Source organism: Nonomuraea sp. NPDC049758 (genome assembly GCF_040674635.1).
Classification (GTDB): Bacteria; Actinomycetota; Actinomycetes; order Streptosporangiales; family Streptosporangiaceae; genus Nonomuraea.
In genome coordinates this window covers 130,715-150,267 of record NZ_JBFAMZ010000014.1, presented here as the reverse complement: position 1 = coordinate 150,267, position 19,553 = coordinate 130,715, and the positions used below count along the sequence as shown (strand labels likewise).

At 73.1% G+C, this 19,553-nt stretch carries 21 protein-coding genes; 12 read left to right on the top strand and 9 right to left on the bottom strand.

What is annotated here, in order from left to right; genetic code table 11:
* Positions 1 to 21: 21 nt before the first annotated feature.
* Genes AB0J46_RS32595 through AB0J46_RS32585 form a run of 3 tightly spaced genes read right to left on the bottom strand, consistent with a single transcriptional unit; the run spans position 22 to position 2,341 of the window.
* Positions 22 to 207 carry a hypothetical protein gene (locus AB0J46_RS32595; protein ID WP_189646391.1) on the bottom strand — a complete coding sequence of 62 codons (186 nt, stop codon included), beginning with the start codon at positions 205 to 207 and terminating at the stop codon, positions 22 to 24.
* Positions 204 to 1,052, bottom strand: coding sequence for a methyltransferase domain-containing protein (locus AB0J46_RS32590; protein ID WP_352356827.1), 849 nt, complete (start codon positions 1,050 to 1,052; stop codon positions 204 to 206). The genes AB0J46_RS32595 and AB0J46_RS32590 overlap by 4 nt, the downstream gene beginning before the upstream one ends.
* Before the next feature lie 32 nt (positions 1,053 to 1,084).
* Entirely contained in the window at positions 1,085 to 2,341 is a 1,257-nt protein-coding gene (locus AB0J46_RS32585) for a cytochrome P450 (protein ID WP_364338006.1), read from the bottom strand.
* A 306-nt stretch (positions 2,342 to 2,647) separates the two neighbouring features.
* On the opposite strand from AB0J46_RS32585, the gene AB0J46_RS32580 reads away from it, so the two are divergent.
* The 3 genes from AB0J46_RS32580 to AB0J46_RS32570 are packed head-to-tail and all read left to right on the top strand — an operon-like array spanning position 2,648 to position 4,870.
* Complete coding sequence (locus tag AB0J46_RS32580) at positions 2,648 to 3,019, top strand: hypothetical protein (RefSeq protein WP_358285393.1); 372 nt, start codon at positions 2,648 to 2,650, stop codon at positions 3,017 to 3,019.
* Between the two features lie 40 nt (positions 3,020 to 3,059).
* On the top strand, positions 3,060 to 4,016 hold the full coding sequence (locus AB0J46_RS32575; RefSeq protein WP_358285392.1) for an ABC transporter ATP-binding protein: 957 nt from the start codon (positions 3,060 to 3,062) through the stop codon (positions 4,014 to 4,016).
* On the top strand, positions 4,013 to 4,870 hold the full coding sequence (locus tag AB0J46_RS32570) for an ABC transporter permease (protein WP_364338005.1): 858 nt from the start codon (positions 4,013 to 4,015) through the stop codon (positions 4,868 to 4,870). The genes AB0J46_RS32575 and AB0J46_RS32570 overlap by 4 nt, the downstream gene beginning before the upstream one ends.
* Positions 4,871 to 4,883: 13 nt before the next feature.
* Here AB0J46_RS32570 and AB0J46_RS32565 read toward each other — a convergent pair whose 3' ends face one another.
* A complete protein-coding gene (locus tag AB0J46_RS32565) occupies positions 4,884 to 6,074 on the bottom strand; it encodes a cytochrome P450 (protein WP_364338004.1) in 1,191 nt (396 codons plus the stop codon).
* A gap of 51 nt (positions 6,075 to 6,125) precedes the next feature.
* Here AB0J46_RS32565 and AB0J46_RS32560 point away from each other — a divergent pair, with 51 nt between their 5' ends.
* The 4 genes from AB0J46_RS32560 to AB0J46_RS32545 are packed head-to-tail and all read left to right on the top strand — an operon-like array spanning position 6,126 to position 9,733.
* Complete coding sequence (locus AB0J46_RS32560) at positions 6,126 to 7,370, top strand: FAD-dependent oxidoreductase (RefSeq protein ID WP_364338003.1); 1,245 nt, start codon at positions 6,126 to 6,128, stop codon at positions 7,368 to 7,370.
* Entirely contained in the window at positions 7,367 to 8,284 is a 918-nt protein-coding gene (locus tag AB0J46_RS32555; RefSeq protein ID WP_364338002.1) for a Rieske 2Fe-2S domain-containing protein, read from the top strand. Before AB0J46_RS32560 ends, AB0J46_RS32555 begins: the two co-directional genes overlap by 4 nt.
* Positions 8,281 to 9,120, top strand: coding sequence for an alpha/beta hydrolase (locus AB0J46_RS32550; protein WP_364338001.1), 840 nt, complete (start codon positions 8,281 to 8,283; stop codon positions 9,118 to 9,120). Before AB0J46_RS32555 ends, AB0J46_RS32550 begins: the two co-directional genes overlap by 4 nt.
* Positions 9,098 to 9,733, top strand: coding sequence for a VOC family protein (locus tag AB0J46_RS32545; protein ID WP_364338000.1), 636 nt, complete (start codon positions 9,098 to 9,100; stop codon positions 9,731 to 9,733). Before AB0J46_RS32550 ends, AB0J46_RS32545 begins: the two co-directional genes overlap by 23 nt.
* Here the strand turns inward: AB0J46_RS32545 and AB0J46_RS32540 are convergent.
* On the bottom strand, positions 9,716 to 9,877 hold the full coding sequence (locus AB0J46_RS32540; RefSeq protein WP_352329725.1) for a hypothetical protein: 162 nt from the start codon (positions 9,875 to 9,877) through the stop codon (positions 9,716 to 9,718). The two genes, AB0J46_RS32545 and AB0J46_RS32540, sit on opposite strands and share 18 nt — an antisense overlap.
* A gap of 165 nt (positions 9,878 to 10,042) precedes the next feature.
* Here AB0J46_RS32540 and AB0J46_RS32535 point away from each other — a divergent pair, with 165 nt between their 5' ends.
* The 3 genes from AB0J46_RS32535 to AB0J46_RS32525 all read left to right on the top strand — a co-directional run bounded on the left by AB0J46_RS32535 (position 10,043) and on the right by AB0J46_RS32525 (position 12,947).
* Entirely contained in the window at positions 10,043 to 11,416 is a 1,374-nt protein-coding gene (locus tag AB0J46_RS32535; protein WP_364337999.1) for an NAD(P)/FAD-dependent oxidoreductase, read from the top strand.
* Complete coding sequence (locus tag AB0J46_RS32530) at positions 11,416 to 11,982, top strand: hypothetical protein (protein ID WP_358285374.1); 567 nt, start codon at positions 11,416 to 11,418, stop codon at positions 11,980 to 11,982. Before AB0J46_RS32535 ends, AB0J46_RS32530 begins: the two co-directional genes overlap by 1 nt.
* Before the next feature lie 116 nt (positions 11,983 to 12,098).
* Positions 12,099 to 12,947 (top strand): hypothetical protein, encoded by an 849-nt coding sequence (locus tag AB0J46_RS32525; protein ID WP_364337998.1) that lies wholly within the window; start codon positions 12,099 to 12,101, stop codon positions 12,945 to 12,947.
* A gap of 66 nt (positions 12,948 to 13,013) precedes the next feature.
* On the opposite strand, the gene AB0J46_RS32520 is transcribed toward AB0J46_RS32525, so the two are convergent.
* Both AB0J46_RS32520 and AB0J46_RS32515 read right to left on the bottom strand, forming a co-directional pair.
* A complete protein-coding gene (locus AB0J46_RS32520) occupies positions 13,014 to 13,319 on the bottom strand; it encodes a DUF6401 family natural product biosynthesis protein (RefSeq protein ID WP_358285370.1) in 306 nt (101 codons plus the stop codon).
* A gap of 56 nt (positions 13,320 to 13,375) precedes the next feature.
* Positions 13,376 to 14,548: a 4-hydroxybenzoate 3-monooxygenase gene (locus AB0J46_RS32515; protein ID WP_364337997.1), complete on the bottom strand. Its 1,173-nt coding sequence runs from the start codon at positions 14,546 to 14,548 to the stop codon at positions 13,376 to 13,378.
* Positions 14,549 to 14,628: 80 nt separating this feature from the next.
* Between AB0J46_RS32515 and AB0J46_RS32510 the strand changes: the two genes are divergently transcribed.
* A complete protein-coding gene (locus tag AB0J46_RS32510; protein WP_364337996.1) occupies positions 14,629 to 15,381 on the top strand; it encodes an IclR family transcriptional regulator in 753 nt (250 codons plus the stop codon).
* A gap of 33 nt (positions 15,382 to 15,414) precedes the next feature.
* Here AB0J46_RS32510 and AB0J46_RS32505 read toward each other — a convergent pair whose 3' ends face one another.
* Both AB0J46_RS32505 and AB0J46_RS32500 read right to left on the bottom strand, forming a co-directional pair.
* On the bottom strand, positions 15,415 to 16,488 hold the full coding sequence (locus AB0J46_RS32505) for an IS110 family transposase (protein WP_364337995.1): 1,074 nt from the start codon (positions 16,486 to 16,488) through the stop codon (positions 15,415 to 15,417).
* Positions 16,489 to 16,716: 228 nt separating this feature from the next.
* Positions 16,717 to 18,483, bottom strand: a complete 1,767-nt coding sequence (locus tag AB0J46_RS32500; protein WP_364337994.1) for a thiamine pyrophosphate-dependent enzyme — start codon at positions 18,481 to 18,483, stop codon at positions 16,717 to 16,719.
* Positions 18,484 to 18,570: 87 nt separating this feature from the next.
* On the opposite strand from AB0J46_RS32500, the gene AB0J46_RS32495 reads away from it, so the two are divergent.
* Positions 18,571 to 19,458, top strand: coding sequence for an NAD(P)H-binding protein (locus tag AB0J46_RS32495; protein ID WP_364337992.1), 888 nt, complete (start codon positions 18,571 to 18,573; stop codon positions 19,456 to 19,458).
* The last annotated feature ends 95 nt before the right edge of the window (positions 19,459 to 19,553 follow it).

Genomic DNA, 19,553 nt, shown 5'->3' with positions numbered 1-19,553 from the left:
GGGCCGGGCCCCGGGCCGCCCTCAGTAGCGGGCTCTGCGGCTGAGCAGCACGCCCACGGCCAGGAACAGCAGGCCGGCGGCGCCGTACACGATGGCCAGCGAGGTCGCGGGCGGCTTCTCGCTGGCGTTCACGACGGCCAGCCCGAGGCCCACGATCGCGCTGATGTAGCTGAAGATCGCGATGAAGATCTTCCAGAACGGACTCATGACGTGCTTCCTTCCGATGGGTGCTGAGCCGGCCCGTACGGTGCGGTCCCGGCGACGACGAAGCCGAGCAGCATGACCCAGGCGTCCGGGTCGGCCAGGAAACGCCGCCAGCGGTCGGCGGCCAGGGCCAGCCCCGCCATCGGCAGCGCGCCCGAGGCGACGAGCGGCGCCAGGCGTTCGGGCCCCAGGTGCGGGGCGAAGGCCGCGGTGGGGTGGGTGTCGTTGGTGGTGGCGAACGGGCGCAGCACCACGTCGGCGAACCCGCCGCGGCGCAGCAGCCGGGTGAGCTTCCTGCCGATCTGCCGGTCTCCCCCGGCGCCGCGCTGGGCCTGCGCCATGGTGGCGTGCACGGAGGCCAGCTCCGGGTACATCGGGTCGGCCAGCCCCCACAGCATGCTGTCCACCTCGACGACCACGATCCGGCCGCCGGGACGCAGCACGCGCAGCGCCTCGGCCAGCATCGGCGCCGGATCGCCCACGTGCTGCAGTACGTACCGCAGCAGTACGCCGCCGACGCTGCCGGTACGCAACGGCAGCCGGGCGCCGTCGGCGGTGACCAGCGGCGCGCCGCAGCCGCCCGCGTTGCGCAGCAGGGCGGCGTCCACGTCGAGCGCGATGACCGGCAGCCCCGGCTCGGCGGCGCGCAGCCTGCGGGTGACCGCGCCGGACCCGGCGCCGAGCTCCAGCAGCGGGCCCTGGCCGGTCAGGCCGAGGTCGCGCATGATGCGCAGCTCCTCCTCGAAGGAGAGCGCCGCCTGGGCCTCCAGCCGGGCCAGCTCGCCCGCCACGCCTCCCCAGGTGGTGTTGGCGGCGTCGTAGGAGCCGGTCGCGGCCTGAGCACTCACCGGGGCACTCACCGGGGCACTCAGCGGGGCGCTCACCGGGGCCTCGGGGTCATCATCAGGCCGTGCCGGGGCCGCAGCGTGACCAGCGCCTCGGGCTCGACGGGGAAGCCCGGCACCAGCTCCATGCGCAGCCCGCGCAGGATCACCGCGAGCACGAGCGTGGCCTCGACCAGCGCGAAGTGCCGTCCGACGCAGATGCGCGGGCCGCCGCCGAAGGGCAGGTACTGGTGGCTGAGCAGCCGGGCAGCCCGGTCGGGGTCGAACCTCTCCGGCCGGTACGCATCCGGCTGCTCCCAGTACCTCCGATCCCGGTGCAGCACCCACGGGCTGACGCACACCAGCGACCCGGCCGGTACGTCGTAGCCGTCCAGCACGTCGTCGGCCGTCCCGCGGCGCGAGATCAGCCAGACCGGCGGGTAGAGCCGCATGGCCTCCTGGACGGCCTGCCGGCAGCGCCGCAGCCTGGGCAGGTCGGCGGCCGTGGGCGAGCGGCCGGCCAGCACCTCGTCGATCTCGGCGTGCACCGCCTCGGCCGCCTCCGGGTTGCGGTCGAGCAGGTAGAGCGTCCAGGTCAGCGACTTGGCGGTGGTCTCGTGCCCGGCCATGACGATGGTCAGCACCTGGTCGCGCAGGTCGGCGTCGGACATCGCGTGCCCCTCGGCCAGCATCGCGCCGAGCAGGTCGTCGCCCGCGCCGCCGGCCCGGCGGGCGGCGATGATGAGCCTGGTGACCCGGTCGAGGAAGGCCCGCGCGCGCAGGAAGCCGGCGTGCCGGGCGGCCGTGTCGGCCGGGTCGGGGTCGTCGCTGGGTACGTAGTGGCCGATGAAGCGGTTGACCGCGTCCACGGCGCGGCCGAAGCCCTCGCCCGCGACGCCGATGTCGGTGCCCAGCATGGCCTTCACGATCACGGTGAGGGTGAGCGAGGTCAGGTCGTGGTCGACGCGTACGGGCCGGCCGCCCGCCCAGTGCGTCACCAGGTTCTCGGCCGCCTCCACGATGACCCGGTCGAACCGGCCCACCTCGGCGGGCCTGAACGCGGGCGCGCACATCCTGCGCTGGGCCGCCCACTCGGCGCCGTCGCTGGTCAGCAGGCCGTTGCCGAGCAGGGGGCGGAGCATGTCGTCGTCCGGCGTGCGTTCCTTGGTGTAGGCGGCGCCGTTCTCCTTCAGCACGTGCCTGGCCAGGTCGGGGCGGTTGAGCATGTAGACCGGCTCGCCGTCGGCGTCGTGGCGGGTGACGTCGCCGAGGGCCGCCATGGCGGTGACGAACTCCAGCGGAGCGTCGCGCATGGCCCTCAGGCTCTGGGTTCCGGCGGGTCCCGGCGGCACCCGGGGGGATACGTACGTCCCGGACATGGGTTCTCCCGATGGCTTACGCAGACGAATATTCTCGATACGCATTTCCGGCCATCGAATACGTATATCGCTTCGTATTGTTCCGGTCGGCGTATTTGCAGAGTACCTTTTAAGCAGAGGGCTCTCAATACTTAATCCAGGGCCCCGGAAATTAAGTCTAGGCACTGCGAATTCGGCTGTGTAAGACTCCGTTCCGAGACGGCGCACCGCGCCGAAGGGGAAAAGCTCCAGGAGGACGCAATGGCCCTGAACCCCAGAGAGCGGACCGAATTCGTCAACGCCTACACGCGAGTCCTGATCACCGCGTGGTCGAGCGAGGAATTCTCGGCGAAGCTGGACAGCAACCCCCGCGAGGCGCTGGCCGAGGCCGGCCTCGAGGTTCCCGCGGGCGCCCAGATCAACCTCGTGCGCAATGTTCCCGACGGCCACCACGACACGAACCTCGACGTGCAGGTCTCGCTGTGGGAGCGCGGGCTGGAGACGGGGACGTTCGAGTTCCACATCCCCGAGACGCCGCAGATCGACATGGCCGAGCTGAGCGAGGGCGACCTCGACTCGATCGCGGCCGGCGACGTCAACTGCTGCTGCTGCCCCTGCTGCTGCTGCACCTGACGCCGGGAGCCACGCACGCCAAGAGGAGGTAGAGGAGATCATGTCCGACGACCAGGCGAACCCCATCCACGTACGGGGGCTGCGCAAGCAGTACGGTCCCGCTCTCATCCTGCAGGGTGTGGACCTGGACGTTCGTCCCGGAGAGGTGTTCGCCTTACTCGGGCCCAACGGCGCGGGCAAGACGACCACGGTCGAGATCCTCGAAGGCGTGCGCAGGCGTTCGGGCGGCGACGTGCGAGTCCTCGGCCGTGACCCGGCCGAGGACGCCCCGCAGTGGCGGGCGCGGCTCGGCATCGTGCCGCAGACGACGGGCGCCTACGCGGACCTGACCGTCCGCGAGGTCGTCGAGCACTTCGCCGCCTTCTACCCCGCGCCGCTGCCCGCGGCGCAGGTGATCGACATGGTGGGCCTCGGCGCCAAGGAGCGCAAGCAGGCCCAGACGCTCTCGGGCGGCCAGCTGCGCCGCCTGGACGTGGCCGTCGGCGTCGTCGGCGACCCCGACCTGATCTTCCTCGACGAGCCGACCACCGGGCTGGACCCGGAGGCCCGGATGGAGGCGTGGGACCTGGTCCGCTTCTTCGCCGACCAGGGCAAGACGACCGTGCTGACCACCCACTACCTCGACGAGGTGGAGGCGCTGGCGCAGCGCGCGGCCGTGATCGTGGCCGGCCGGATCGTCGAGACCGGGCCGGTGAGCGAGCTGGGCGGACGGCGCGACACGCCCGCCGCGGTGAGCTTCACCCTCACCCCCGAGCTGAGCGCGGCCGACCTGCCGGACCTGCCCGCGGGCACCGCGCTCGACCCGTCCTGCACGCCCGGCGTGCCCGGCGGCACGCTCACGCTGCTCACCCACACGCCCACGCGGGCCCTGGCCGCGCTGCTGCCCTGGGCCGCCCGCGCGGGCGCCGACGAGCTGCCCGACCTGCGCGTCCACCGGCCCACGCTGGAGGACGTCTACCTCAAGTTGATCCGCGAGAACCAGGGGGCCCAGGCATGACCAGCTCGAACGCGATCGTGGCCGAGCAGGGCCGTCCCGTGCGCGCATCGGGCGGCGGCTCGGGGCTGTGGCGGGCGTCGGCGGCCCGTTCGTCGGTGGAGCTGAAGTCGTTCTTCCGCAACCGGCAGTCGCTGTTCTTCACGCTGCTGCTGCCGATCGTGCTGCTGCTGGTGCTCGGCTCGATCTTCTCCGGCACGGTCCCCGGCACGCACACCGACTTCAAGCAGATGTTCGTGGCCGGGATCATCGCCTGCGGCATCATGAGCGTCAGCTTCAACGGCCTGGCCATCAACATCGCGATCGAGCGGGACAACGGCATGATCCGCCGCCTGGCCTCCTCGCCGATGCCGAAGACGGCGTACTTCGTGGGCAAGATCGTCCGGGTGGTGGTGACCGGGGTGCTGGAGGCGGCGATCCTGCTGGGCGTCGGCGTCGCGCTGTTCCGCCTGCCGCTGCCGCCGGACGCCGGACACTGGCTGACCTTCGCCTGGGTGCTGCTGCTCGGGGCGACGTCCTGCTCGCTGCTGGCGGTGGCCTTCAGCGCGATCATCCCCAACGCCCGCTCGGCCGCGGCGATCGTCACGCTGCCGTTCCTGGTGCTGCAGTTCATCTCCGGGGTGTTCTTCCCCTACAGCGAGCTGCCGGCGTGGATGCAGAGCCTGGCGGCGTTCTTCCCGCTGAAGTGGATGACGCAGGGCCTGCGCTCGGTGTTCCTGCCGGCCGACTTCGCGGTGGTGGAGCCCGCCGGCGCGTGGGAGCTGGGCAGGACCGCCGCGGTGCTGGGCGGCTGGTGCGTGGCGGCGCTGCTGCTGAGTCTGCTGACCTTCCGCTGGCGCGGCGCCAACGTCCGCTGACCGGGGAAGGGGCTCAGATGGCGAGGGTGAAGCCGGTCAGCCTCCTGGGCACCAGGCCCGGCGCCCAGGCGGGCGGCTTCCCCGTGCGGCGCAGCCCGGGATACCGCTCCAGCAGCCCGCTCAGCAGCAGCCCGCCGGCCTGCCTGACCAGCGGCGCGCCCAGGCAGAGATGGGTGCCCGCGCCGAAGGCCAGGTGGGGGTTGGGCGACCGGGTGACCAGCAGCTCGTCGGGCCGGTCGAACACCGCCGGATCGCGGTTGGCCGCCCCGACCAGGGCCAGCACCCTCGCCCCCGCCGGGACCAGGCCGCCGTCCAGCGGGACCGCCTCGGTGGTCACCCGGGCGGTGAACGGGATCGGCGACTCCAGCCGCAGCAGCTCGTCGACGGCCGCCTCGGCCACCTGCGGGCCGCCGTCCCTGATCAGGCCGGCGGCCTCGTCGCGCGGCAGCAGCCAGTGGAGGGCGTTGCCCACCATCTCGGCCAGCGGCTTCCATCCGCCGACGACCGTGAGCGCGGCGATGCCGAGCATCTCGGCCCTGGTCAGCCGGTCGTCGGCGGCCAGCCGCCCGAACGGCGAGCCGCCCGGCCCGTTCCCTGCGGCCTCGGCGGCGGCGTCGGCGCGCTCGCCGAGGAAGCGGGTGAGCTCGCCCATCGCGGCCCGCCCGGCCGCGGCGGCCTGCGGCCCGGCCAGCGGGTCGAGGTTGACCGACACGCGGGCGGCCAGCCCGGCGAAGGCCGGCACGTCGGCGGCCGGAAGGCCGAACAGCCTGGCCAGCACGCCGGTGGCCAGCGGCTCGCCGAGGTCGGCGGTGGCCTCGATCTCCTCCCGGCCGGCCAGCCCGTCGAGCACCGCGCCGATGCCGGCCTCGATGTCGCCGGCGATGCCGCGGATCGCGGCCGGGCCCATCAGCAGCGCGCCGGGCGAGCGCAGGCGCTGGTGCTCGGGGGGATCGGTGGTCAGCATCGACGGCGGCAGCTCGTCGTCCCTGACCCGCTCCCGCTGCCCGAGCGCGGCCGAGAAGCGCAAGTCGCGCAGCGCGAGCGCGCAGTCGGCGTGCGCGGTCAGCAGCCACATGCGCGAGGTGACGTCGAAGTGCACGGGATCGTGCTCGCGCAGCCAGCGGTACGCCGGATACGGGTCGAGCCGCCCGCGAGGAGAGAACGGGTGCGCAAGGTGGCCGGGCAGCGTGCGGGGTGCCGTCATGGCGTCTCCTCGTGATCAGGCCGAGGACAAACTACTACAGAGGATGTGCCGGTGGCAGAGCTTGACGTCGTCGTGATCGGCGCCGGGGTGAGCGGGCTGGCGGCGGCCGCGCGGCTGGCCGCCGCCGGGCTGGCGGTCACGGTGCTGGAGGCCAGGGAGCGGGTGGGCGGCCGGATCCGCACCCACCGGCCGACCCTGCTGGAGCTGGGCGCGCAGGTCATCCACGGCGACCGCAACCCGATCGCGGCGCTGCCCGGCCTGGAGGCGCCCGTGCCGGTGCCGCGGCGCGCGGCCCGGGTGCTGCTGCCCGGCGGGCCGCGCCCGCTGACCGCGCTGCGGCCCACGCCGCCGCTGCTGGAGGAGCGGCTGACGTCGGGCGCGGCCCGGGAGTCGCTGCGCCGCCTGGCGGGGGCGAGCCCCTGGGACGTGCCGGTCGCGACGTGGCTCAAGGAGGAGACGGCGCAGTGCCCGCAGGCCCTGGAGCCGGCGGCGGAGTGGTTCAGGCAGAACTGGGCGGCCGAGCCGGAGGCGCTGAGCGCGCCCGCGCTGGCCGCGCTGCGCCGGGCCGACCGGTCGGGGCGGGGCGAGTTCGCGCTGCCCGGCGGTTTCGACCGGCTGCCCGCGCGGCTGGCCGAGGGGCTGCGGGTGCGGCTCGGCGACGCGGTCGTCCGCCTGGCCTGGACGCCGGGCCGGGTGCGGGCGCTGACCGCCGCGGGGCGGGTGGAGAGCGCCGCCGCCGCCGTGGTGACCGTGCCGCCGCCGGTGGTTGCCGAGGGCCGGCTCGTGCTGGACGACCTGCCGGTGCGCAAGCAGGCGGCGGCCTACGAGCTGCGGCCCGGCGACGCCTGGTGCGGGCTGGCCGCCTATCCCGTGGCCGCCCCCGAGTCCGTCGTGGTCTTCGACGCCGGCGGCCGTCTGGGGTTCGTCAGCACGACCGCCGGGCGGCCCGAGGTGCTGGTGATGGCCAAGGGACGGGCCGCGGCGGCGGCCCGGAGCGCGTGGGCCGAGCCGGGCGGCCTGGCCGCGCTGCTGGCCGGCGCCCTGCCGTGGACGCGGGGGCTGAAGCCGGAGGTGGTGGTGTCCGACTGGGGCGCCGACCCGTGGGCGGGCGGCGCGTACACCTACCCGGGCGTGGGGACGTTGTGGGCGTCCCCGGCCTGGGCCGAACCGCTGGGCGGGACGGTCTTCTTCGCCGGGGAGGCCACCGTCGGCCTGTCCGGCCCGCCCATGGCGCACATGGCGATGGCCAGCGGGGAGCGCGCGGCCACAGAGGTGATTGGGGCGCTGGAGAGATGACGGCCGGTAACGGGGAGCTGCACGGCGGGTGGTTCCTGCTCGCCCTCGACGACGAGATCGGCCCGGGGATCACCCCGCTGCGGCTGGGCGGCGCGCGCCTGATGGCCGTGCGCGACGGCGAGCGGATCCGGGTGTTCGAGGCCACCTGCCCTCACCGGGGCGCCCATCTGGCCTACGGCGGCAAGCTGGACGGCGACTGCGTGATCTGCCCCTTCCACGGCAAGCGCGTCTCGCTGGGCGGGTCCGGCCGCCGCTGGTCGGTGGGCGAGCTGCGGACGCTGCGGGCCGGGGCGGCGCTGTTCGCCCGGCTGTCCGGCGACCCCGGCGACGACCGCGGCTTCGAGCAGGCGATCAAGCAGGCGGCCGAGGACCTGGTGATCGTGGCGGCGGTGAACCAGCCGGTGACGGTCCCGGCCGAGTACGTCGTCGAGAACGCCTTCGACGCCCAGCACTTCAGCACCGTCCATCTGGTGCCCTCGGTGCGCGGCATGCGGGTCAGCATGGGCGGGCACGACGAGCTGGTCATCGAGGGCGAGTTCCGGACCAAGGCGCCGCCGTGGGAGCGGGAGCGGCGGCTCGACTTCGCCTCCCGGTTCGTGGCCCGCGCCTACAGCCCGCACCTCGTGGTGACCGAGCTGGGCACGGAGTCGGCGCCGTACACCATCGTCACCGGCGCGGTGCCGGACGGGACGGGCTGCGTGGGACGGGTGGCCATCGGCGTGCGGCCGGACCAGCGCGACTCGCTGCCCGCGCTCGTGCACGGCGCCCGCTACGCCTTCGACCAGGACTGCGTCGTCTGGGACCACCTGGACACCGGCGCCCCGCAGCGGCTGGACGCCGGCGACACCCCGGTCATCGCCTTCCGCCGCTTCTGCCAGGGCTTCGCCCCCGTCCCCGCCGGAGCGTCCTCATGAGCCTGTACATGCGCTCGACCGGCGAGGGCCGGGCCGTGTTGTGGATCCACGGCTACACGATGGACGCCTCGGTGTGGGAGCCGCTGTGGAACCTGCTGCCCGGCTGGCGGCACGTCGGCGTGGACCTGCCGGGGCACGGGCGGTCCGGGCCGCTGCGGCCGGGCACGTCGCTGCCCGCGCTGGCGGCCGAGCTGGCCGCGCTGGCCAGGGCGGAGTCGGCCACGCTGGTGGTGGCCGAGTCGATCGGCTCGATGATCGCGCTGCAGCTGGCCGTCGACCATCCCGATGACGTGCGCGGGCTGATCGTCGGCTCCGCGACCATCGCCGGCGCGCCTCCCGAGCCGGGCACCGCCGAGCGTTACCGGGCGCTGGCCGGGCTGGCCCGGATGGGCGCGGACGGCGAGCAGCTCGCCGACCTGTGGATGTCCTCGCCGCCGGACATCTTCCGCGGCACCGAGGACCATCCCGAGCTGCGGGCCAGGCTGCGGGCGATCGTGGCCGGGCACTCGTGGCGGGAGCTGCGCGACGGCGCGATGCACGGGCTGAGCAGGCACGTCCACACGGTGGAGGACCTGCGCGGCATCCGGGCGCGCACGCTGGTCGTCGTGGGCGACCGGGACATGCCGACGTTCCGGGCCGGCGCGGCGCTGCTGCGCGAGTCGGTCCCCCGGTGCCGTACGGTCACCGTCCCCGGCGCTGGGCACCTGTGCCTGATCGAGCGGCCCGAGGTCGTGGCGCCGCTCGTCGCCGCGCACCTGCGGCTGTCGGCCCTGGACGCGCACGAAACGGACGATGCGGATGAGGAGGCCGGGCGTGCCGATTCACGAGCACTATGAGCCGGGGGAGCCGTGCTGGGTGGACTACGGGGCGCTCGACCCGGCCGGCGCGCGGGCCTTCTACGGGGAGCTGTTCGGCTGGACCTTCCGCGAGGAGGGCGGCTACTCCTTCGTCGAGCTGGGCGGTCAGGTGGTGGCCGGTTTCGGCCGGGTGCCGCCGGGCCTGCCCGCCTCCTGGAACACCTACCTGGCGGCCCCGGACGCGGACGCCGTGGCCGTACGGGTGAAGGAGCTGGGCGGCGGCGTCGTCTTCGGCCCGATGGCGGCCGGCCAGGACGGGCGCGTGCTGTTCGCGACCGACCCGGCGGGGGCGGCCGTCGGTTTCTGGGAGGGGCACCGGCCGGCCGGGATCGTGCTGGCCGGCGAGCCGGGCACGTGGTGCGCCCACGAGCTGTGGTCGGCCGGGGCCGCGTTCTACCGGGACCTGCTCGGCGTCGCGCCCGAGGTCCGCGAGGGGACGGGGGCGCGGCCGCAGTGGATGACGTTCTTCGCGACCGCCGACCGCGCCGCGACCGCCGCGGCGGCGGCCCGGCTGGGCGCCACGACCGCCCCCGGGCATCCCCGGGCGACGATCGTGCGCGACCCGTGGGGGGCCCTATTCGCGCTGACGTGACCGGCCGGACAGCACGAAGAACAGGGCCACGAGGACGGCGCCGGCGATGACGACCACCGAGCCGACCGTCTTGCCGATCAGGAAGGCCACGACCACCGCGGCGGCGTAGACCAGGGGAACGACCAGCCGGAGGTTCAATCCCATGCGCGCTCCTTGAAGAAAGACGGAACGGAACTCAGACGCATCATCGAACAGGCCGGGCCGGCGGTCCAGAATAACGCCGGAATATACGTATCGGCCTACGTATTGGGCCCCGCACGCCGGGCCCGTCACTGCGTAATACGTATTCGATTATCGGAAGGGCTCGCGATGACCAAGGTATTAGTGATCGGCGGCGGCCCGGCGGGCTCGATCGCCGCGACGCTGCTGGCCCGCAACGGAATGGACGTCCGGCTCCTGGAACGCGAACGTTTCCCGCGTTACCACATCGGCGAGTCCGTCTCGCCGTCCTGCCGGACGATCATCGACTACGCCGGGGCGCACGAGAAGATCGAGGAGCGCGGCTATCCCGTCAAGGAGGGCCTGCTGCTGCGCTGGGGCGCCGAGCGCGACTGGACGGTGAACTGGGCGGCCACCTTCGGCCCGGAGGTGCGCTCCTGGCAGGTGGACCGGGACGACTTCGACCAGGTGCTGCTGGACCACGCCGCCTCCCAGGGCGTCGAGGTGATCCAGCGGGCCAGGGTCAGGCGGGTGCTGTTCGAGGACGGCCGCGCCTGCGCCGCCGAGTGGGACCGCGGCCTGGAGCGCTTCGATCACGTGGTCGACGCCTCCGGACGCGCCGGGGTACTGTCGGCGCAGCACTTCCGTGACCGACGACCGCACGACGTCTTCAGGAACGTCGCCATCTGGGGCTACTACCAGGGCGGCGAGCTCCTTCCCGACACGCCGGGCGGCGGCATCAACGTGATCTCCGCACCGGAAGGGTGGTACTGGGTGATCCCGCTGCGCGGCGAGGTGTTCAGCGTCGGCTTCGTCACCCACCAGACCCGCTTCCTGGAGCGGCGTCCCCACTACCGGTCGCCGGAGGAGATGTTCCACGCGGTGGTGGCCGAGTCGCCGACCGTGGCGGGGCTGATCGGCAGGTTCACCGGCCCGGTGCGCGTCGAGCAGGACTTCTCGTACGTGGCCGACTCCTTCTGCGGCCCCGGCTACCGCATCGCCGGCGACGCCGCCTGCTTCCTCGACCCGCTGCTGTCGACCGGCGTGCACCTGGCCATGTACAGCGCCCTGCTGGCCGCGGCCTCGATCACGGCCACCGAACGCGGCGAGGTGAGCGAGCAGGAGGCCCAGGGCTTCTACGAGTCCCTGTACCGCAACGCCTACCAGCGGCTGCTGACCATGGTCTCCTCGGTCTACCGGCAGTACCGCGGCCGGGCCAGCTACTTCTGGCTGGCCCAGCACCTGGTCAGGGGCGGGACGTCCGACCACGCGTTCGCCGCGATCACGGCCGGGCTGTCCGACCTGACCGACGCCACCACCGCCGGCGGCACCGCGCCGATGAGCGAGCTGGTGACCGCCGCCCACGACGCGGGGCTGCGCGCCCTGCGCAACGTCACGCCCGCCGGCAGCACCCTGGCCCCCATGCGCATGGACGCCAACGACCTGTACGACGCCGCCACCGGCCTCTACCTGACCGCTCACCCCCGGCTCGGCATCAGCCGCTCACTGACGAGGACGCCTTGATGAAGTCACTGGTCCGCCTGCTCCTGCCGCTCGCCTTACTGGCGGCCCTGCTCTCCCCCGCCCCGGCGACGGCCGCCCGGACGCCCGCCCCGGCCGCGGGCGGGCAGGCGTTCGCCGGGCAGGCGGAGGCCATGCGGCGGCTGTCGTTCATGATCGGCACATGGGCGGGGGCGGGCTGGACCGTCACGCCGTCCGGCACCCGGCAGGAGTTCCTGCAGACCGAGCGGGTGCGCTGGCAGGCGGGCGACCTGGTGATCTCGGTCGAGGGCCAGGGCCGCGACAAGGCCGACCCGCGCACGATCGTGGACAGCGCCCTGGCAGTGATCAACTACTCCGAGGCGACCGGCCAGTACCGCTGGGAGGCGTTCTCGCGCGGCTACGTCACCACGGTGGTGCCGGTGGTCGGCGACGACACCTTCGAGTGGAGCCTCCAGACGCCCGCCTACACCAGCCGCTACACGCTGACGTTCACCGGCACCACCTGGCACGAGATCGGCGAGACCACCGTGGACGGCGGCCAGACCTGGCACCAGAACTTCCAGATGGACCTGCGCCGGCTCTACTGACCTCTGCGCACACTTATACAAATGTAACACTGAGCGAAAATTTGGTAGCAATGCGTGCATAGTCCCAGTTCAGCCGGGTACCGCGACTCCATGAGCTCCTCGTCCTGGAGGAAACCGTGGACATCAATATTGGCCAAGGCCTGACGGACGCCTGGCGACAGGTCGCGACGTTCGTGCCCAGGCTGGTCGCGTTCCTGGTGATCCTGATCATCGGGTGGATCGTGGCGAAGGCGCTGCAGAAGCTCGTGGACAAGATCCTCGACCGCGTCGGCTTCGAACGGGCGGTACAGCGCAGCGGCGTGCAGCGCTGGCTCGAAAGCAGCCGGTACGACGCCAGCGGGCTGCTCGCCAAGCTCGTCTACTACGCGATCCTGCTGATCACCCTGCAGATCGCCTTCAGCGTCTTCGGGCCCAACCCGATCTCGGCGCTGCTCAACGGGGTGGTGGGCTGGCTGCCCAAGGCCGTGGTCGCCATCGTGATCATCGTGATCGCCGGGGCGATCGCCCGGGCCGTCAGGGACCTCGTCGACGGCGCGCTCGGCGGGCTGTCCTACGGGCGCTGGCTCGGCATCGCGGCGGCCGTCTTCATCTGGGCGCTGGGCATCATCGCCGCGCTCAACCAGATCGGCGTCGCCACGACCGTGACGACGCCGGTGCTCATCACCGTGCTCGCCACCATCGGCGCGATCATCGCCATCGGCCTCGGCGGCGGGCTCGTCCGTCCGATGCAGCAGCGCTGGGAGCGCTGGATCGGCCGGATCGAGGCGGAGGCGCCGCAGGCCAGGGCGCACGCCGAGGCGTACCAGCGGGGGCGTGAGGACGCCCGCTCGATGGCCCGGCCCGCCGAACCGGCCCGCACCACACCGGGCGCGCCCGGCACCACCGGCCCGACCGGCCCGACCATGGGCCCGACCGGGGGGACGACCGGCGGGGCGACCCGCGCGGACCTCCCGCCGGAGAGCTGAGCTCCGTGTGACCGGGACAAGCGCCCGGTCACGCGGACCCCTCACGGCCGGGCGTCCGGCGCGGGGTCAGGCGGGTTCGGCGAGGAAGCCCTGTTCGCGGGCGAGCCAGCAGACCGCCGTCAGCCGCAGCGCGGGCGCGTCGTGGTCGCCGCTGAAGATCCAGCCGCGGTGGCGCAGCTCGTCGAGGAAGCCCAGCAGATAGTCGCCGAGGGTCTCGCGGTCGAGCGGGATCGCGTCACGCAGCAGCGCCGCGTGCTGATCCACGGCCGCGACCAGCGCCGGCTCGCACTCCATCCTGGCGAGCTGGGCATGGCCCAGCGTGTCCATCAACCACCGCAGGGGCGCATGCGCCCAGCCCTCCTCGAAAACCACGCGCCAACTTTAAGGCATCGCCCGAGGTCAGCCCGCCTGGGGGGCGGGTGGCGCGGTCAGACGTGCGGTCGGTCGAAGGGCAGTCCGACGTAGTTCTCCGCCAGCGTGGTCGCCGCCGCCTCCGAGGAGGTGACGTAGTCCAGGTAGGAGGTCTGGAGCCGCCGCCCGTACGGGTCGTCCTCGTCGAAGGTGTGCAGCAGCGTCGTCATCCACCACGAGAAGTGCTGCGCCCGCCACACCCGCTTCAGGCACGCCGCCGAGTAGCCGTCGAGCAGCTCCGGCGAGCCGTGCTCGAAGAACGCCGCCAGCGCCTCGGTCAGCACCCGGACGTCGGCCACGGCCAGGTTCAGCCCCTTGGCGCCGGTCGGCGGCACGATGTGGGCGGCGTCCCCGGCCAGGTAGAGCCGCCCGTACTGCATGGGCTCGGCGACGAAGGAGCGCATCGGCGTGACGCCCTTCTCGATGATCTCGCCCGTGGTCAGCTCGAAGCCCGGGACGGTCTCCAGGCGGGCCTTCAGCTCGGCCCAGACCCGCTCGTCGGGCCACTGCGCCACGTCGGCGTCGGCCGGGACCTGGAGGTAGAAGCGGCTGACCGTGGGCGAGCGCATGCTGTGCAGCGCGAAGCCGCGCTCGGTCCTGGCGTAGATCAGCTCCTCCGACGACGGCGCCACCTCGGCCAGGACGCCGAGCCAGGCGAAGGGGTACTCCCGCTCGAACACCTCCAGGACCCCGTCCGGGACGCTCGGCCGCGAGACGCCGTGGAAGCCGTCGCACCCGGCGATCACGTCGCAGTCGAGCCGCTCGCCGCCGAAGGTGAGGTACGGCTCGGACTCCGGCGAGTGCACCTCGACGTCCTCGACCTCGAACCGCAGGTCGCCGCCGGCCGCCAGCCGGGCCGCGATCAGGTCCTTGACGACCTCCTGCTGCCCGTAGACGGTGATGGCCCGGCCGGGCACGAGCTTGTCGAAGGCGATGCGGTGGCCCGCGCCGCCGTACCGCAGCTCGATGCCGTGGTGCGGCAGGCCCTCGCGCAGCAGGCGCGCGCCGACGCCCGCCTCGACGAGCGTGTCCACCGTGCCCTGCTCCAGGACGCCCGCGCGGACCCGCCGCTCGACGTAGGCCCGGCTGCGCTTCTCCAGCACCACCGAGGAGATGCCGCGCAGGTGGAGCAGATGAGACAGCAGCAGGCCCGCGGGGCCCGCGCCGATGATCCCGACCTGAGTTCGCATGAGGGAAGTCTGCTGCCTGCCGGCCCCCGGAGCCGAGTAGCCTCTTCCACTGAGTGGAAGATGTGCGCAGGAGTGTGGTCATGTCCGGAGGAGCCCGGCGTCCGGGGCAGACGGTGACGTCCAAGGTGCTGGCCATCCTGGGGGCGTTCGACGCGGCCCATCCGCAGCTCACGCTGACCGACCTGGCCAGGCGAAGCGGGGTGCCGCTGAGCACGGCCCACCGGCTGGTGGCCGAGCTGGAGGAGTGGCAGGCGCTCAGCCGCTCCCCCGACGGGCGGCTGCGGGTGGGGCTGCGGCTGTGGGAGCTCGGCCAGCTCGCACCCGGCAGCCTCCAGGGCCGCGCGCACCCCTGGCTGCAGGAGCTGTTCGCCACCACCGGCGAGAACGTGCACCTCGCCGTCCGCGACGGCCTGGAGGTCCTGTACGTGGACAAGGTGTACGGCAGGCGGGCCGTGCCCATCGTCTCGCGCACGGGCGGGCGGCTGCCGATGCACCCGACCGGGGTGGGCAAGGCGCTGCTGGCCTTCGAGCCGGAGTGGTTCGTGCAGGCGTACCTGGCCCGCGCGCTCGAACGGCCCACGCCGCACACCGTCACCGAGCCGGGCCGGCTGGCCAGGGAGCTGGCGGCGGTACGGGCGCAGGGCTACGCGCTGACGCACGAGGAGATGACGCTCGGCTCGTGCTCGGCGGCCGCGCCGGTCGTCGTGGACGGGCGGGCGGTGGCCGCCGTGGGGATCGTGCTGGCCTCGCGGCGCGCCCGCGAGCTGCCCCGGCTGGTGGACCCGCTGCTGGAGACCGCCGCCCGGATCGCCGCCGCCTGCCGGGCCCGGTGACCGGCCGCCGGACGGCGGATGCTCCTATGGATGTCAAGCGACGTGTTCCTGATCGTTTGCTGTGATGAGCCCGTAGAGTTCGCGGGCGACATAGCGCTTCAGGCAGCGGATGATCTCTTTCTTGGACAGGCCGTCTTGAGTGCGTCGTTCCATGTAGGCACGGGTGCGTGGGTCCCAGCGCAGGCGACACAGGACGACGCGGTAGAGGGCTGCGTTGGCTTGGCGGTCGCCGCCGCGGTTGAGGCGATGGCGGGTGGTCTTGCCGGAGGAGGCGGGGATCGGCGCGACGCCGCACAGCATGGCGAAGGCGGCTTCGTTGTGGATCCGGTCGTGGTTTTCGCCGGCGGTGACCAGGAGCTGGCCGGCGGTGTCGGTGCCCACGCCGTAGGTGGCGGTCAGCCGCGGGTTGATCGCCGTCACCAGGGCGTCCAGGAGTTCGTCGAGGTCGGCGATCTCGGCGGACAGCTGCTGGTGGCGGCGGGCCAGGGACCGCAGCGCGAGCTGGGTGGCGGTGGCAGGGCCGGCGGCGTGGTCGCGGTCAGGGGCCAGGCCGGCGCAGGTGACGATCAGCTTTGTGGTGGTCAGGCCGCGCAGGCTTTGGCGCAGTGCGTCCGGGGCGGTGACGATCAGAGCCTTGATCTGCCGTTGGGTGTCGGCACGCTGGTCAATCGCGCTGCGGCGGGCGATACGCAGGGTGCGCAGCGCCTCGATGCGGCCTTCGCGCTGCTTGGGGGTGCCGGTGCGGTCGCCGGCGAGCGCGGCCTTGGCGGCGGCGATGGCGTCGATCGGGTCTGACTTGCCCTGAAAACGGCGGGCTTTGCGGTCAGGCCGGTCGATCTCGATCACGTCGAGGTGCTCGGCCCGGAGCAGGCGGGTGAGCCCGGCTCCGTAGACGCCGGTGCCCTCGACCCCGACGCGTGTCAGGTGCCCGAAAGCGCGCATCCAGGCCAGCAGGGCGGCGTATCCGGCCGGGGTGGCGGGGAACTGCTCGGTTCCCAGCACTCTGCCGACCGGGTCGATCACGGCTGCGGTGTGGGTGTCTTGGTGGGTGTCCACACCGCCGGCGACTTCGCTGATCGGGGCGGTGTCGGGTGTAATGGGGGTCATCGTCGTCCTGTCGTCTTGACCGAGGGGCAGGGCGGCACGCACCGGCCGGGCAAGCGGACAAGACAGTGATGGGGCCTCTGGCCAGGCTCCTATGAAGTCACAGGTGCCGCGTCCGGTGAGTGCAGGTGAGCGCCTCCCAGCCAGGGCTGACAGATCCGGTGGAGGACCCGAGGTCAGTCAGTCGCTGGGTCAAGCCCTGGTGGGAAGCGCTCATCTCCATCATCACTGTCAGTCGGTGAACTTCTGGATGCGGTCCTTGAACAGGGTGGTCGCGATGGCCGCCTTGTGCGGCTGCCCCTTCAGGAACGCCTGGGCGAAGCTCTTGGCCTGGTCGTAGGAGACCTTGCCGGGCATGGGCGGCTCGTTCGGGTTGACGTCCACGTCCACCAGGGCGGGGCCGTCGTGGGCGAGCGCCTGCCTGATCGCCGCGGCCACGTCCCCGGACTTGGTGACCTTGGCGCCGAACCCGCCGCACGCCCTGGCCCAGACCGAGTAGTCGGCCTCAGGCTGGGCGAAGCGCACGCCGTGCTCGGGATAGCCGAGGACCATCTGCTCCCACAGGATCTGGCCGAGCGAGTTGTTGTTGTTGATGACGACCTTGACCGGCAGCCGGTGCTGGGCGGCGGTCAGGAACTCGGCCATCAGCATCGCGAAGCCGCCGTCGCCGACGTAGGCGATGACCTGCCGGCCGGGGAAGGCGTGCTGCATGGCGATGGCGTACGGCAGACCGGGCGCCATCGTGGCCAGCGTGCCCGACAGGTAGAACTCGCGCCCGCCGCGGATCGTCCAGTGGCGGGCGGCCCAGGTGGCGATCGTGCCGCTGTCGCAGGTCAGGATGGCGTCGTCGGCGGCCAGGTCGTCCAGGACGGACATGGCGTACTGGGGGGCGATCGGGTCCCTGTCGGGGTTCTCCAGGCTGTCCATGTCGGAGCGCCACTTGGCCATGAGCTTCTGGTACTTGGCCAGGTGTCCGCCGCCGTCGCGCCGGGTGAGCAGCGGCAGCAGCTCGCGCAGGCCCTCCTTGGCGTCGCACACCACGGGCACGTCGGTCGGCACCCGCGCCCCGGCCCTGGTCGGCTCGGCCTCGAACTGCACCACCCGCGCCTTGCCCGGCTCGGGGAGGAACTTCGAGTACGGGAAGTTCGTGCCGATCATGAACAGGACGTCGGCCTCGTCCATCAGCTCCTCGCTCGGCCTGGTGCCGAGCAGCCCGATCCCGCCCGTCGTGTACGGCGAGTCGTCCGGGACGACCGCCTTGCCGGGCAGCGTCTTGACCACCGGCGCGCCCAGCGCCTCGGCCACGGCCAGCACCTCCTGCCGGGCGTGCAGCGCGCCCTGCCCGGCCAGGATGGCGGGCCGTTCGGCGGCGTTGAGCACCTCGGCGGCGCGCGCCAGGTCCTCCCGGCGCGGCAGCCCCGGGGGCCGCAGGTAGATCGGCGCGGTCTCCGGCGCGCGCACCGGCGCGACCGTCCGGTACGGGTCCTCCCCCGCGTCGGCCACCTGGATGTCGTTGGGCAGCGTGAGGTGGGCGACGCCGCGCCGCGCGTAGGCCGTCCGGACGGCCAGGTCCACCAGCGAGGGCAGCTGGGCCGGGTTGGTGATCATCATGTTGTACTCGGCCACGTCGGCGAACAGCTTGTCGAGGTGGACCTCCTGCTGGTAGCCGGTGCCGAGCACGGCGGTCTCCTGCATGCCGGTGATGGCCAGCACGGGGACGTGGTCGAGCTTGGCGTCGTAGAGGCCGTTGAGCAGGTGGATGCCGCCGGGGCCGGAGGTGGCCAGGCAGACGCCGATCCGTCCCGTGGCCTTGGCGTAGCCGGTGGCCATGAAGGCGGCGGCCTCCTCGTGGTGCACCAGCACGAACCGCACCCGGTCACGATGACGGCGCAGCCCCTCCATGATGCCGTTGATGCCGTCGCCCGGCAGGCCGAAGACGGTGTCCACGCCCCACTCGGCGAGCCGTTCGACCAGGGATTCGGATGCGATACGAGCCATATTGGCGGCTCTACCCCGCACCGCCGTCCACAGACCTCGTCACGAAAATCATTGTCATCTCTGGGGATTCGCGGGTATGGACCCGGCATGCGCATTCTGGTCACAGGAGCCACCGGCACCCTCGGCAGGGCCCTGGTGCCCGTCCTGCTCAAGGCGGGACATCGGGTACGGGCGCTCAGCCGTACCCGGCACGAGGACCGCGGGGGCGTGGAGTGGGTGTGGGGCGATCTGGCCTCGGGCAAGGGCGTCGCCGAGGCCGTCCGGCAGGTCGAGGCCGTCGCGCACCTGGCCACCGGCGGCCGGCAGGGCCGCGCCCAGGTGGACCTGGCCGGCACCCGCACGCTGACCGCGGCGGCCCGCGCGGCCGGGGCCTCGCACGTGCTGCTGCCCTCGATCGCCGGCGCGGACCGCGCGCCCGGCCACCGGCACAAGCTGGAGGCCGAACGGCTGGTCAGGGAGAGCGGCATGGCCTGGACGGTCGTCCGCGCCACCCCGTTCCACCAGTCGGTGGACCGGCTGCTGCGCGACCTGTCGGCGCTGCCCGTGCTGCCCGTGGACCGCTCGCTGCTGTGGCAGCCGGTGCACGTGGACGACGTCGCCGGCCGCCTGGCCGCGCTGCTGGCCGGCGGCCCGGCCTGCGCCGTCGTCGAGTACGGCGGCCCGCAGGTCCTCGGCACCGAGGAGCTGACCAGGACCTGGCTGGACGCCCGCCGTCTGCGCCGCCTGTGCCTGCCGGTGCGCATCCCGGGCAGACTGGCCGCCGCGCAGCGCGCGGGCGCGTTCACCACCGAGGCCGATCCCAAGGGCCGGATCACCTGGCACGACTACCTGTTCCCGCCGCCGCCCGTGCCCTCGGACGACTTCGCCGAGGAGCACACCGCCTCGCCGACCAGCCCGGCCACGCAGCCCGAGCGGGACCCGTCGGTGCGCGTCTACGGCGGCGACGAGGGCTACCAGCGACCGACCCGCGGCTGACCCGCGGCCGATCCGCGCCGACCCGCGGCTGAGACCGGTTACCGATTCGTTAGGCACCCCCCTCTTGCTGGGCTTTCTCCGCCGTCGGTACCGTC

Excerpts from the sequence above, each read along its gene's own strand:
- AB0J46_RS32515 (WP_364337997.1), bottom strand. The coding sequence starts at position 14,548 with ATGCGAACTCAGGTCGGGATCATCGGCGCGGGCCCCGCGGGCCTGCTG.
- AB0J46_RS32505 (WP_364337995.1), bottom strand. The coding sequence starts at position 16,488 with ATGACCCCCATTACACCCGACACCGCCCCGATCAGCGAAGTCGCCGGC.
- AB0J46_RS32535 (WP_364337999.1), top strand. The coding sequence starts at position 10,043 with ATGACCAAGGTATTAGTGATCGGCGGCGGCCCGGCGGGCTCGATCGCC.
- AB0J46_RS32550 (WP_364338001.1), top strand. The coding sequence starts at position 8,281 with ATGAGCCTGTACATGCGCTCGACCGGCGAGGGCCGGGCCGTGTTGTGG.
- AB0J46_RS32565 (WP_364338004.1), bottom strand. The coding sequence starts at position 6,074 with ATGACGGCACCCCGCACGCTGCCCGGCCACCTTGCGCACCCGTTCTCT.
- AB0J46_RS32580 (WP_358285393.1), top strand. The coding sequence starts at position 2,648 with ATGGCCCTGAACCCCAGAGAGCGGACCGAATTCGTCAACGCCTACACG.
- AB0J46_RS32585 (WP_364338006.1), bottom strand. The coding sequence starts at position 2,341 with ATGCGCGACGCTCCGCTGGAGTTCGTCACCGCCATGGCGGCCCTCGGC.
- AB0J46_RS32495 (WP_364337992.1), top strand. The coding sequence starts at position 18,571 with ATGCGCATTCTGGTCACAGGAGCCACCGGCACCCTCGGCAGGGCCCTG.
- AB0J46_RS32595 (WP_189646391.1), bottom strand. The coding sequence starts at position 207 with ATGAGTCCGTTCTGGAAGATCTTCATCGCGATCTTCAGCTACATCAGC.
- AB0J46_RS32570 (WP_364338005.1), top strand. The coding sequence starts at position 4,013 with ATGACCAGCTCGAACGCGATCGTGGCCGAGCAGGGCCGTCCCGTGCGC.
- AB0J46_RS32540 (WP_352329725.1), bottom strand. The coding sequence starts at position 9,877 with ATGGGATTGAACCTCCGGCTGGTCGTTCCCCTGGTCTACGCCGCCGCG.
- AB0J46_RS32575 (WP_358285392.1), top strand. The coding sequence starts at position 3,060 with ATGTCCGACGACCAGGCGAACCCCATCCACGTACGGGGGCTGCGCAAG.
- AB0J46_RS32500 (WP_364337994.1), bottom strand. The coding sequence starts at position 18,483 with ATGGCTCGTATCGCATCCGAATCCCTGGTCGAACGGCTCGCCGAGTGG.
- AB0J46_RS32510 (WP_364337996.1), top strand. The coding sequence starts at position 14,629 with ATGTCCGGAGGAGCCCGGCGTCCGGGGCAGACGGTGACGTCCAAGGTG.
- AB0J46_RS32555 (WP_364338002.1), top strand. The coding sequence starts at position 7,367 with ATGACGGCCGGTAACGGGGAGCTGCACGGCGGGTGGTTCCTGCTCGCC.
- AB0J46_RS32530 (WP_358285374.1), top strand. The coding sequence starts at position 11,416 with ATGAAGTCACTGGTCCGCCTGCTCCTGCCGCTCGCCTTACTGGCGGCC.